The sequence below is a fragment of the Bradyrhizobium sp. STM 3561 genome, from assembly GCF_045571455.1.
In the GTDB taxonomy this organism is placed as follows: domain Bacteria; phylum Pseudomonadota; class Alphaproteobacteria; order Rhizobiales; family Xanthobacteraceae; genus Bradyrhizobium; species Bradyrhizobium vignae.
This window is the reverse complement of the sequence record NZ_CP120695.1, coordinates 4,289,499-4,301,754: the sequence shown is the minus strand read 5'-3', so window position 1 is coordinate 4,301,754 and position 12,256 is coordinate 4,289,499. Positions and strand designations below refer to the sequence as shown.

Annotated in this window: 9 protein-coding genes and 1 pseudogene; 9 read left to right on the top strand and 1 reads right to left on the bottom strand. The window is 63.9% G+C overall.

Features of this window, described 5'->3' with window-relative positions; translation table 11 throughout:
• Window positions 1-131: 131 nt before the first annotated feature.
• From P6U28_RS20505 to P6U28_RS20485, 5 genes are read left to right on the top strand one after another with little or no spacing between them, the layout of a single operon-like run.
• Window positions 132-1,001, top strand: coding sequence for a branched-chain amino acid ABC transporter permease (locus P6U28_RS20505; RefSeq protein WP_122402338.1), 870 nt, complete (start codon window positions 132-134; stop codon window positions 999-1,001).
• Window positions 1,002-1,009: 8 nt separating this feature from the next.
• On the top strand, window positions 1,010-2,038 hold the full coding sequence (locus P6U28_RS20500; RefSeq protein WP_407119701.1) for a branched-chain amino acid ABC transporter permease: 1,029 nt from the start codon (window positions 1,010-1,012) through the stop codon (window positions 2,036-2,038).
• Window positions 2,035-2,790 (top strand): ABC transporter ATP-binding protein, encoded by a 756-nt coding sequence (locus P6U28_RS20495; RefSeq protein ID WP_407119700.1) that lies wholly within the window; start codon window positions 2,035-2,037, stop codon window positions 2,788-2,790. Before P6U28_RS20500 ends, P6U28_RS20495 begins: the two co-directional genes overlap by 4 nt.
• Window positions 2,783-3,499, top strand: coding sequence for an ABC transporter ATP-binding protein (locus P6U28_RS20490; protein WP_407119699.1), 717 nt, complete (start codon window positions 2,783-2,785; stop codon window positions 3,497-3,499). The genes P6U28_RS20495 and P6U28_RS20490 overlap by 8 nt, the downstream gene beginning before the upstream one ends.
• A gap of 19 nt (window positions 3,500-3,518) precedes the next feature.
• Window positions 3,519-4,637, top strand: a complete 1,119-nt coding sequence (locus tag P6U28_RS20485) for a cobalamin-independent methionine synthase II family protein (protein WP_407119698.1) — start codon at window positions 3,519-3,521, stop codon at window positions 4,635-4,637.
• A gap of 166 nt (window positions 4,638-4,803) precedes the next feature.
• Here P6U28_RS20485 and P6U28_RS20480 read toward each other — a convergent pair whose 3' ends face one another.
• On the bottom strand, window positions 4,804-6,522 hold the full coding sequence (locus P6U28_RS20480) for a caspase family protein (RefSeq protein ID WP_407119697.1): 1,719 nt from the start codon (window positions 6,520-6,522) through the stop codon (window positions 4,804-4,806).
• 175 nt (window positions 6,523-6,697) lie between these two features.
• Here P6U28_RS20480 and P6U28_RS20475 point away from each other — a divergent pair, with 175 nt between their 5' ends.
• The 4 genes and pseudogenes from P6U28_RS20475 to P6U28_RS20460 all read left to right on the top strand — a co-directional run bounded on the left by P6U28_RS20475 (window position 6,698) and on the right by P6U28_RS20460 (window position 12,207).
• Window positions 6,698-8,053, top strand: a complete 1,356-nt coding sequence (locus P6U28_RS20475) for a hypothetical protein (protein WP_122402344.1) — start codon at window positions 6,698-6,700, stop codon at window positions 8,051-8,053.
• Between the two features lie 60 nt (window positions 8,054-8,113).
• Window positions 8,114-9,310 (top strand): methionine adenosyltransferase, encoded by a 1,197-nt coding sequence (gene metK / locus P6U28_RS20470; protein ID WP_122402345.1) that lies wholly within the window; start codon window positions 8,114-8,116, stop codon window positions 9,308-9,310.
• 122 nt (window positions 9,311-9,432) lie between these two features.
• Window positions 9,433-10,854 (top strand): adenosylhomocysteinase, encoded by a 1,422-nt coding sequence (gene ahcY, locus P6U28_RS20465; RefSeq protein ID WP_122402346.1) that lies wholly within the window; start codon window positions 9,433-9,435, stop codon window positions 10,852-10,854.
• A gap of 185 nt (window positions 10,855-11,039) precedes the next feature.
• Window positions 11,040-12,207, top strand: a pseudogene (locus tag P6U28_RS20460) (IS481 family transposase).
• The last annotated feature ends 49 nt before the right edge of the window (window positions 12,208-12,256 follow it).

Genomic DNA, 12,256 nt, shown 5'->3' with positions numbered 1-12,256 from the left:
AGGGTTCTCTCAATACGGGGATTGTCCCGTTGCGCAGATGCCCTCTCCCCAGCCCTCTCCCGCAAGCGGGAGAGGGAGCACAGTAGCCTACTCCGCTTGGAGTAATATTTTCTCGACAACGACTGTCATCGATGACCGCAATCCTCACCAACCTGTTCGATGGCGTTGCCTATGGCATGCTGTTGTTCGTGCTCGCCTGCGGGCTCGCGGTCACGCTCGGCCTGATGAACTTCGTCAATCTTGCCCACGGCGCCTTCGCGATGGCCGGCGGCTATGTCTGCATGGTGCTGGTCAACCGGATGGGCTGGCCGTTCTTCGCCGCGCTGCCGCTCGCCTTCGTCTCGGCCGCCGCGATCGGCATCGTACTGGAGCGCTCGCTCTACCGGCATCTCTATACCCGCAGCCATCTCGACCAGGTGCTGTTCACCATCGGCCTGACCTTCATGTCGGTGGCGGCGGTCGACTACATCCAGGGCTCCTCGCGCGTCTTCATCAATTTACCCGCCGCACTCCAGGGCCAGTTCGACGTGTTCGGCATCGGCATCGGCCGCTACCGGCTGATGATCATCGTGATCTGCGGCCTGCTGACCATCGGCCTGCAGATGGTGCTGGCCAAGACCCGCTTCGGCAGCCGTCTGCGCGCCGCGGTCGACGATCCCCGCGCCGCCAGCGGTCTCGGCATCAACGTGCCGCAAGTGTTCGCCTTCACCTTTGCGTTTGGTTGCGGGCTTGCCGGCCTCGGCGGCGCGTTGAGCGCCGAAATCCTCGGCCTCGACCCATATTTCCCGCTGAAGTTCATGATCTACTTCCTGATCGTGGTCACCGTCGGCGGCTCCTCCTCAATAACAGGCCCGTTCCTGGCGTCGCTGCTGCTCGGCATCGGCGACGTCGCCGGCAAATATTACGTGCCGAAGATGGGACCCTTCGTGATCTACACCATGATGATCGTGATTCTGATCTGGCGCCCGAACGGCCTGTTCGGCCGCACGGCCGCCCGTTGAGTTCGCCGATGACCGCTGCTTCCGACGTCGGGTACCACGCCCAGCGCCAGGCGCGCTGGCACTACGGCGAAGTCGCCTTCTGGCTCATCGTGCTGGCCTGTGGCTTTCTGTTTCCGTCGCGCTATCTGATCATGACCGACATCCTGCGCCTGGCGCTGTTTGCGATGTCGCTCGATCTGATCCTCGGCTATGCCGGCATCGTCTCGCTCGGCCATGCCGCCTTCTTCGGCGTCGGCGCCTATGCCGCGGGGCTGCTTGCGCTGCACGGGATCATCAACGAGCCCGTGCTCGCGCTCGTCGTCGCGGGCCTTGCCGCGATGGTGCTCGGTTTCGGCACCAGCTTCCTGGTAATCCGCGGCGTCGATCTGACGCGTCTGATGGTGACGCTCGGCATTGCGCTGCTGCTGGAGGCGCTCGCCGAACGCTTCTCCAATGTCACCGGCGGCACCGATGGCCTGCAGGGCATCGAGATGCAGCCGATTTTCGGCCAGATCCCGTTCGACATGTTCGGCAAGGCCGGCTTCTTCTATTCGCTGGCTGTGCTGTTCGTGCTGTTCCTACTCGCCCGCCGTGTCGTCCATTCCCCGTTCGGCCTGTCGCTGCGCGCGATCAAGAACAATCCGTTGCGTGCCGCGGCCATCGGTATCCCCGTCAACCGCCGCCTGATCGCGATCTACACGCTGGCGGCGTTCTATGCCGGCGTTGCGGGGGCGCTGTTCACCCAGACCACCGCGATCGCCTCGCTCGACGTGTTTGCCTTCGAGCGTTCCGCAGACCTGATGCTGGTGCTCGTCATCGGCGGCACCGGCTATCTCTATGGCGGGGTGATCGGTGCGGTGGTGTTCCGCATGCTGCAGGAATTGTTCTCGACGATCACCCCGCAATACTGGCAGTTCTGGATCGGCCTCGTGCTGGTCGTGATCGTGCTGGTCGGCCGCCAGCGCCTGCATCGCTGGGTGCTCTATGTGCCGAACCTGATCATCAGGCAGGTTGCGGGACGTAAAGCCGTCGTCGCCGTCCCGGAGAGCGACACATGACCATCGCGCTCGAGACCCGGAATCTCGAAAAACAGTTCGGCGGCCTGCGGGTCACCCGCGATCTCTCCCTGAAGGTCGAGCAGGGCGCCCGCCATGCGTTGATCGGCCCCAACGGCGCCGGCAAGACTACCGTGATCAACCAACTCACCGGTGTGCTGAAGCCGAACTCGGGCCGCATTCTGCTCGAAGGCCAGGACATCACCGATTTGCCCGTGCACAAGCGCGTGCTGCGCGGCCTGTCGCGCACCTTCCAGATCAACCAGCTCTATCCCGACCTGACCCCGCTCGAGACCATTGGTCTTGCGGTCTCAGAGCGCCTCGGCCATGGCGGCGACTGGTGGCGGCGGATGGGGACGCGCGGCGACGTCAACGGCGAGATCGCCGAGTTGCTCACGCGCTTCCATCTGCTCGACGTCATGAACGAGCAGACCGTGACGCTTCCTTACGGCAAGCAGCGCCTGCTCGAGATTGCCGTCGCCATTGCTGCCAAGCCACGCGTGCTGCTGCTCGACGAGCCCGCCGCCGGCGTGCCCGAGAGCGAGCGCCACGACATTCTCGCCGTCGTCGGCGCGCTGCCGCGCGAGGTCACCGTGCTCTTGATCGAGCACGACATGGACCTCGTGTTCTCCTTCGCCGATCGCATCTCGGTGCTGGTCTCGGGCGCGCTGCTGACCGAAGGCCCTCCCGAGCAGGTCGCGCGCGATCCGCAAGTGAAGGCCGTCTATCTCGGCGAGGAGGCGGTCAATGTCTGACCTGCTCGCGATCGATTCACTTCGCGCCGGCTACGGCGAGGCCGTGGTGCTGCCGAAGATGACGCTCCGCCTCGCGCAGGGGCAAGTGCTCGCGCTGCTCGGGCGCAACGGCACCGGAAAGACCACGCTGATCAACTCCATCGTCGGCGTCACCCGCCGCTTCGCAGGCAGCATCACGCTCGCCGGCACCGACGTCACGGCCATGCGGCCCGACCAGCGGGCGCGCGCCGGCATCGGTTGGGTGCCGCAGGAGCGCAACATCTTCCGCTCGCTCACGGTGGAAGAGAACATGACCGCGGTGGCGCAACCCGGTCCCTGGACGGTGGAGAAGGTCTACGAGATGTTTCCGCGGCTGAAGGAGCGGCGGAGCAACTTTGGCAACCAGCTCTCCGGCGGCGAGCAACAAATGCTGGCGATCGGCCGCGCGCTCACCCTCAACCCGAAGGTCCTGCTGCTGGACGAGCCCACCGAAGGCCTCGCCCCCATCATCGTCGATGAGCTTCTGAAGGCGATCGGGACCATCACCCGGGCAGGAGGCATCTGCTCGATCATCGTCGAGCAGAATGCCCAAAAGATTCTGGGGCTCGCGGACCGCGTTGTGATATTGGAGCGCGGAACGATCGTCCACGACGCTCCGAGCGCTGCGCTGAAGGCGGACCCCTCGGTCCTGGAGCGCCATCTCGGAGTGGCAGGGGCGGCGGCACACTAAAATTTGCAGGGAGTAATACATGCAGCGAACCAAAGCCCCCTTCCGTGCCGACGAGGTCGGCAGCCTTTTGCGCCCCGCCAAGATCAAGGAAGCCCGTGCAAAACTGGAGAAGGGCGAGATCTCGGCTGACGATCTGCGCAAGATCGAGGACTTGGAGATCGAGAAGGTCGTGCACAAGCAGGCCTCGATTGGGCTCAAGCTCGCGACGGACGGCGAATTCCGCCGCTCCTGGTGGCATTTCGACTTCCTGGCCAAGCTCACCGGCTGCGAGCTGTTCCACCCCGACACCGGCATCCAGTTCACGGGCGTGCAGACCCGTCACGATGCGGTCCGCGTCATCGGCAAGCTCGACTTCCCCGATGACCACCCGATGCTGGATCACTTCCGCTTCCTGAAGAAGGTCGCCGACCAGGCCCACGTCACCGCCAAGATGACGATCCCGTCACCGGCCGTGCTGCACTTCCGCGGCGGCCGGAAGTCGATCTCGAAGGACGTCTATCCCGACCTCGATGCCTTCTACGAAGATCTCGGTAGGACCTACCGCAAAGCGGTGAAGGCGTTCTACGACGCCGGCTGTCGCTATCTACAGTTCGACGACACCGTCTGGGCCTATCTCTGCTCGCAGGATGAATTGCAGAAGGCGCGCGAGCGCGGCGACAATCCGGACGGCCTGCAGCAGATCTATGCCCGCATCATCAACTACGCCCTGGCGGAGAAGCCCGCCGACATGGTGGTGACGACGCACGTCTGCCGCGGCAATTTCCGCTCGACCTGGATCTCCTCGGGCGGCTACGAGCCGGTGGCCGAGACCCTGCTCGCCGGCACCAATTACGACGGCTACTTCCTGGAGTACGACAGCGACCGAGCCGGCGGTTTCGAACCGCTGCGCTTCCTGCCCAAGGGCAACAAGGTCGTCGTGGTCGGCGTCATCACTTCGAAGTTCGGCGAGCTCGAGAAGAAGGACGACATCAAGCGCCGCCTGCAAGAAGCCGCCAAGTTCGCTCCCTTGGAGCAGCTCGCATTGTCCCCGCAATGCGGCTTCGCCTCGACCGAGGAGGGCAACATCCTCTCCGAGGAGGAGCAGTGGGCCAAGCTGAGCTTGGCGGTGGAAATCGCCAAGGAAGTGTGGGGTAACTAGGCCCCGCCGCCGACCTCGCTTGTGTCCCGGACGCGCTGCAACGCTCTTGCGTTGCTGCGCAGAGCCGCGATCCAGAACGCAACGAGCCGAGTGGCGGAGAGATGGGCCTCGGCTCGGCAGCGCACCGCTGAAGAAGCGCTGCGCTGCGTCTGGGCACGAGGCCATCTCACTTCTCCGCCAGATAGACCTCGCCCAGCAACGACGAATTCGACCACGGCACCTGCTTGTTCTTCGTGGTCGAGACCACCTCGGCCCGCACCCGCGTCAGCATCTGCTGCACCTCCAGCCCGGGGGTGCCGATATGACGCGAGAGGGCGGCGGAGAACGGCGAGTTGGCGCCTTCGCCGTCGAGCGCGACCTGGCCCGGCGCGGTCGCGAATGCGATCAGCGTGCCGGCCCCTAAAGTCGCACCGGTGCCGAGACTCGTTGGCGCGGCGAGGCCCGAGGCGCCCTCGATGCCGCGATTATTTCCGGCAGTTGCGACCTGCTGCGCCATCGGGTTGTTGCGGCAGGCATCGAAGATCAGAATGTTGGTGCGGACCTGGTCGTCGAGGCCGGCCATGATCGTGTCCATGTCGATCATCGCCTCCGTCATGTTCGCGCCCGGCTTGAGCGCGACGTCGACGGGAATGAGATAGTTGCGGCCGTCGACCTGCACGCCATGGCCGGCATAGTAGACCACCGCCACCTGCGCCCGCGCCGCCTCGCGCAGAAAGTCGCGCGTCATCTTCTGCATCGCGGCGCGATCGAGATCGACGCCCTCGGACACGCTGAAGCCGATGTCGCGCAGGCTCTTCGCGACCGCACGCGCATCGTTGGGCGGATTGGGCAGCGCCTTGACGTGCGCATAGGCGCCGTTGCCGATGATCAGCGCCATGCGTGCGCCGCGGACGGCCGGAGCTGGCGACGGAATCGGTGCTGAGCCGGTCTGCAGCGGGGTAGGGGATGCCGCCGGCTGCGTCGCAGGGGAGGGCGTATCGCGCGGGATCGGCGCGGCGGCGTCCGTCACCAGCGCCAGCCGAACCTTTGCTGTTGCCTGGCTAGCCTTGCTGCCGGCATCGGACGCAACGATAGCCAGCGTCGCCTTGTAGTCGTCGCGCGCGCGTGCGTAGTCGCCTTTGGCCTCATAGGCCAGCGCGCGATGGGTGTAGCCCGATATCAGCACGCTGTTCGGCGGCGTCATGATGTTGACCGGCGGCTTCTCCTTGGCGAGCTGGATCGCTTCGCTGCCGTCGGCGATGGCGCGATCGAAATCGCCCTTGGCCCGCCAGATCGAGGTACGGGTGATCAGCGGCTGCGGCAGCGAGGGATCAAGCCGGATCGCCTGGTTGACGTCGGCGAGTGCACCGTCGAGATCGCCGAGGGCTTCCTTCGAGATGCCTCGGTTCTGGAACGAGAACGCCGATCTCGGATCTGACTTGATCGCCATGTCGTAGTCGGCGATCGCCTTGGTGTAGTCGCGCTTGCCCCGCCAGGCGTTGCCGCGATTGTGGAAGATGATGCCGCTGGGCGGGCCGAGCTTCAGCGCGTCGTCGAAATCGGCGATCGCGATGTCGTAGTCGCCCTTGTCGAAATAGGCAGATCCCCTGAGGTTGTAGACAGCCTGGCTCGGCTTGAGCCGGATGGCTTCCGTGGTATCAGCGATGACCTTTGCGTAGTCGCCCTTCTTATTCCAGCCCACCGCACGCCAGAAATAGACGGTGGCGAGTTGTTCACCCTTGAAGACTTTCAGCGCGATGATCTTGGTGCAGGCGTCGACCATCTGGTCCGCCGGCGTGGTCTCGGTAGTGCAGAGCGGGCCGAGCTGACTACGCGCCTGTCCGAAGGCGGGCAGGGCTCCCGGCGCGACGGTGAGCAGGCAGAGTGCGACGAGCAGACGGCGCATGGCGATGGTCCCGTGAGGAGAAGCGCTTGTTTGTTGCCCAAGAGTGCGTAGGGGTTCACCGCTCCGCCCGCCCTGGCGCGCCCAGGGAAACGCGGCGCCTCGATCCGCTATTCCCTGAGTGGGCAGAATTTGCTAAGAGGTGGGACCCAACCCAGCTGCCCACCGCTTCCCACTTATGAAGAACGACGAAATCCTGAGCCAGATCACCGAGTTCTGCCGCAAGGCTGACATGGCGGAATCGACCTTCGGCCGGCGCGCGGTGAACGATGGGAAGCTGGTGCATCGCCTGCGCGAAGGAAAGCGCATCACCATCGACACGCTGGAGCGGATCCAGGCCTATATGGCCGCATCGATGGCCGGCGGCGTGCCGCCGCCGCGGGGACTTCAGGTGCCGCCGGAAAAGCGCGATCCGCGCGGCAATTTCCGCTTCTTCGAGAACCGTCAGAAATATCTGCTGTTCGTTCACACCTGTAGCGAAAAGCGGGTGATCGCGGACCGGGTTGCGTTGGAGCTTTCATCCATCCACCCGCGCCCGCCGGCCCTGCGTCTGTTCGACGCGGGTGTCGGCGACGGCACGGTGCTGGCGCGGGTGCTGCGCGCAACGCACCAGCGTTTTCCACACATGCCGTTCTATGTCGCCGGCAAGGAGCTCAGCCTGGAGGATCTGCGGCTGACGCTGGAGAAGGTGCCGGACCGCATTTTCGAGCATCCGGCGTCGGTGTTCGTCTTCACCAACATGTTTTACGCGGAGGCGCCATGGCTCACCCCTGCATCGCCTGCGGCGGCGGCTGCCACCGTCTGGCACGAGGTGCCGCTGCGCGGCGCTTCGTCGGGCGAATTCGAGCAGCAGATCGTGGAGCTGAGGCCGTTCTTGGAGCAGAACTGGCGCGCTGCGATCAGCCCACGCACGGCTATGCCGCTCTACGAGCGGCCCGTCGTCCTCGTGCTCTATCGCGAGGACCACAGATTCCTGTTGGATTCGACCATTCCGCGGCCGGGCCAGGCCGAAGCCAATTTCGACCTCGTCATCGCGTCCCAGCCCTACCGGGCCCTGTCCTCGGTCAATTTCCGGGCCAAGCGGATCATTGCACCCCTGGCGCGGGCGCTTCGGCCGGGCGGCAGGCTGATCGGAATCCACTCCCACGGCCATGATCCCGGTATGGAAATGATCCAGGCGATCTGGCCCGGAGAAAATCCTTTCTCGGTCAGCCGCCATGAGCTACTGCGTGCAGTTAAGTATGAACTTGGATCGGTGGGCCGCGACTTAAATTTTAATGCGTATGCGGATAACCGTTCGATCTTCAGGTATGATATGGAAGCGCTGCCCAACGAGGTCACCGGCACCATCGGAACCTCTACGGCCTTTGCAGCGTGGAATGCGGCAGTGTATGTCGCTCAGATTGAGGACGACCGGTTGACGGAAATGACTCAAAACGGCCGCACTCTGGATGCCGCCAGGGACGTGCTGCGAAAGTACAATGGGCTCTGGTTTCTCGACGAATCCTACGTCATCTCGCGTCGGCGTGATTGACATCATCAAAAGTAAACATCGCAAAAGCCCGCCGGCTAGCGGCGGAACAAGGGGTTACTGATGCGCGCGTCCTATCTCTTCACCAGCGAGTCCGTGTCCGAGGGCCATCCGGACAAGGTCTGTGACCGGATCTCCGATGAGATCGTCGACCTGTTCTATCGTGAAGGGCCGAAGGCGGGCATCGATCCTTGGGCCATCCGCGCCGCCTGCGAGACGCTGGCGACCACCAATAAGGTGGTGATCGCCGGTGAGACCCGCGGTCCGAAATCGGTGACCAACGAGCAGATCGAGAGCGTCGTCCGCGGCGCGATCAAGGACATTGGCTACGAGCAGGAGGGCTTCCACTGGAAGACCTGCGATATCGAGATCCTGCTGCATCCGCAGTCGGCGGACATCGCCCAGGGCGTCGACGCACTTCAGCCGGGCGAGGTCAAGGAAGAAGGCGCAGGCGACCAGGGCATCATGTTCGGTTACGCCACCAATGAGACGCCGGATTTGATGCCTGCGCCGATCTTCTACGCTCACAAGATCCTGCGGCTGATCTCCGAAGCCCGACACTCCGGCAAGGAGAAGGTGCTCGGTCCGGATTCCAAGAGCCAGGTCACCGTGCAGTACGAGAACGGCAAGCCGGTTGGCGTGCGCGAGATCGTGGTGTCGCACCAGCACCTGATCGAGGACCTCACCTCCAAGCAGGTGCGCGACATCGTCGAGCCCTATGTGCGCGAGGCGCTGCCGAAGGACTGGATCACGCCGAAGACGATCTGGCACATCAACCCGACCGGCAAGTTCTACATCGGTGGTCCCGATGGCGATTCCGGCCTGACCGGCCGCAAGATCATCGTCGATACCTATGGCGGCGCGGCCCCGCATGGCGGCGGCGCGTTCTCCGGCAAGGATCCGACCAAGGTCGACCGCTCTGCGGCCTATGCCGCGCGCTACGTCGCCAAGAACATCGTCGCGGCCGGTCTTGCCGACCGCTGCACGCTCCAGCTCGCTTACGCCATCGGTGTGGCACGTCCGCTGTCCATCTACATCGACACGCACGGCACCGGTAAGGTGTCGGAAGACCAGCTCGAGAAGGCCGCCGCCAAGGCGATGGATCTGACGCCCCGCGGCATCCGCACCCATCTCGACCTCAACCGACCGATCTACGCGCGCACCGCAGCCTACGGTCATTTCGGCCGCACGCCCGACAACGAGGGCGGCTTCTCCTGGGAGAAGACCGATCTCGTCGAGCAGCTCAAGCGCGCGCTCTAGTTTTCTTGCGTCATTCCGGGGCGCCGCCGCGGCGGCGAACCCGGAATCTTGATCCTCCAGATTCCGGGTTCGCTCGTTTTACGAGCGCCCCGGAATGACGAGCCAACAAACAGGAACCCCCTATGAACGCGAAGCCCGGCTTCACCGACTACATCGTCAAGGACATTTCGCTCGCCGATTTCGGCCGCAAGGAAATCTCGCTCGCCGAGACCGAAATGCCCGGTCTGATGGCCACCCGCGAGGAGTTCGGCCCGAAGCAGCCGCTGAAGGGCGCGCGCATCGCCGGCTCCCTGCACATGACGATCCAGACCGCGGTGCTGATCGAGACGCTCGCAGCCCTCGGCGCCGACATCCGCTGGGTCTCCTGCAACATCTATTCGACCCAGGACCACGCTGCGGCCGCGATCGCCGCCGCCGGCATTCCCGTCTTCGCCGTCAAGGGCGAGACGCTCACGGAATACTGGGACTACACCGCGAAGCTGTTCGACTGGCATGGCGGCGGCACGCCGAACATGATCCTCGATGACGGCGGCGACGCCACCATGCTGGTGCATGCCGGCGTCCGTGCCGAAAACGGCGACACCGCGTTCCTCGACAAGCCAGCTTCCGAGGAAGAGGAGATCTTCTACGCGCTGATCAAGCGCCTGCTGAAGGAGAAGCCGAAGGGCTATTTCGGCGAGATCGCCAAGAACATCAAGGGCGTCTCGGAAGAGACCACCACGGGTGTGCATCGCCTCTACGAGATGGCCAATAAGGGCACGCTGCTGTTCCCCGCCATCAACGTCAACGACAGCGTCACCAAGTCGAAGTTCGACAACCTCTATGGCTGTCGGGAATCGCTGGTCGACGGCATTCGTCGCGGTACCGACGTGATGCTGTCGGGCAAGGTCGCGATGGTCGCGGGCTTCGGCGACGTCGGTAAGGGCTCGGCGGCCTCGCTGCGCCAGGCGGGTTGCCGCGTGATGGTCTCCGAAGTCGATCCGATCTGCGCGCTGCAGGCCGCGATGGAAGGCTATGAGGTCGTGACAATGGAAGACGCCGCGCCCCGCGCCGACATCTTCGTCACCGCGACCGGCAACAAGGACATCATCACCATCGAGCACATGCGTGCGATGAAGGATCGCGCCATCGTGTGCAACATCGGCCACTTCGATAACGAGATCCAGATCGCGGCGCTCCGCAATCTGAAGTGGACCAACATCAAGCCGCAGGTCGACGAGATCGAGTTCCCCGACAAGCACCGCATCATCATGCTGTCGGAAGGCCGTCTCGTGAACCTCGGCAACGCGATGGGCCATCCGTCCTTCGTGATGTCGGCATCCTTCACCAACCAGACGCTGGCGCAGATCGAGCTGTTCGCCAACAACAAGGACGGGAAATATCAGAAGAAGGTCTACGTGCTGCCCAAGACCCTCGACGAAAAGGTCGCCCGCCTGCACCTCGCCAAGATCGGCGTCAAGCTCACCGAGCTCCGCAAGGACCAGGCCGACTACATCGGCGTGAAGGTGGAAGGTCCGTACAAGTCGGACCACTACCGGTACTGATTTCGGCTAAGTGCAGGCTACGGACGTTGCGAGTTTCTGCTCGCAACGAGATTGACAGGGCCCCGCCACAACCCCACTGTCATCGCCCGGCTTGATGTTCAGCCCGGGGACATGACCGACGGGTGTTCGGGGACATAGCCGACACATCATAGTGCAGGGATTTGGCAGTAAAGGAGGCCAAGTCCATGCCCTGGCGAGAGGTGTCGGTGATGGATCAGCGGCGGGAGTTCGTGCGGCTTGCGATGCAGGAGGGGGCGAACCGGCGGGAGCTCTGCGCGGTTCAATATCCATCCCGACACGGGCTACAAATGGCTTGCACGATGGCAAGCGGATCAGAATGTCGACGACCGCTCGCGCCGACCGCATGCGAGCCCGGGACAGACCGATTGCGAGCTTGAGGCACGTATTCTCGCGGTACGCGATGCCCATCCGGCATGGGGAGCTCGCAAGATAGCTCACTGCCTGGAGCGCAATGGCTTGCGTTCGCCAGCAGTCTCAACAGTTCATCAGATGTTGCGTCGGTCTGGCCGCATCAAGCCTCCGATCGGCGGCCCGACGGCAAGCCAGCGTTTCGAGATGCCGGCCCCCAATCTGTTGTGGCAGATGGACTTCAAAGGCTGGGTTCGGCTCGGCAATGATACCCAGTGCCATCCTCTGACGGTGGTGGATGACCACTCCCGCTATGATCTGTGCCTGCAGGCCTGTGCCGATCAACGCACAGATACCGTGCGCCGCCGCTTGGAGAAGACCTTTCGCCACTACGGGCTCCCGGAGGCTTTCTTCGTCGACAATGGTTCGCCCTGGGGTGATCCTTCCGGCGAGCGATGGACACGGTTCTCGGTGTGGCTGCTCAAGCTTGGCGTCGCCGTCATCCACAGCCGCCCATATCACCCGCAAAGCCGCGGCAAGAATGAACGATTCCACCGCACCCTCGCGGCTGAGGTGTTCGCACTGCGACAGTTCCGCGATCTCGCAGAGACGCAGCGTGCCTTCGACGCCTGGCGGGAAGTCTACAACTTCGAACGGCCACACGAGGCGCTCGGACAACAGGTCCCGGCCAGTCGATATCGGCCCAGCCAGCGAGCAATGCCCGATCGATTGCCACAGGTCGAATACGACAGCCATGAGATCGTGCGCCGCGTCTCCACGACCAAAGCCTATGTCAGCTTCAAGGGACGTCTTTGGAAAGTGCCACAGGCCTTCCGTGGCGAGCGCCTCGCCATCCGCCCCTCGGCAAACGATGCGCAATACGGGATCTTCTTTGCCGCCCACCAAGTCGCTATCATCGACTTGGCGAGCGGAGAATGTGTCGGCTATGTCCCCGAACACCCGTCGGTCATGTCCCCGGGCTGAACACTTGACCGGGCGATCCAGTACGCTGCGGCAGACGTGATAAGTCGCG

Coding starts and splice junctions, on each gene's coding strand:
- ahcY (WP_122402346.1), top strand. CDS start 9,433: ATGAACGCGAAGCCCGGCTTCACCGACTACATCGTCAAGGACATTTCG.
- P6U28_RS20505 (WP_122402338.1), top strand. CDS start 132: ATGACCGCAATCCTCACCAACCTGTTCGATGGCGTTGCCTATGGCATG.
- P6U28_RS20480 (WP_407119697.1), bottom strand. CDS start 6,522: ATGCGCCGTCTGCTCGTCGCACTCTGCCTGCTCACCGTCGCGCCGGGA.
- metK (WP_122402345.1), top strand. CDS start 8,114: ATGCGCGCGTCCTATCTCTTCACCAGCGAGTCCGTGTCCGAGGGCCAT.
- P6U28_RS20490 (WP_407119699.1), top strand. CDS start 2,783: ATGTCTGACCTGCTCGCGATCGATTCACTTCGCGCCGGCTACGGCGAG.
- P6U28_RS20485 (WP_407119698.1), top strand. CDS start 3,519: ATGCAGCGAACCAAAGCCCCCTTCCGTGCCGACGAGGTCGGCAGCCTT.
- P6U28_RS20495 (WP_407119700.1), top strand. CDS start 2,035: ATGACCATCGCGCTCGAGACCCGGAATCTCGAAAAACAGTTCGGCGGC.
- P6U28_RS20500 (WP_407119701.1), top strand. CDS start 1,010: ATGACCGCTGCTTCCGACGTCGGGTACCACGCCCAGCGCCAGGCGCGC.
- P6U28_RS20475 (WP_122402344.1), top strand. CDS start 6,698: ATGAAGAACGACGAAATCCTGAGCCAGATCACCGAGTTCTGCCGCAAG.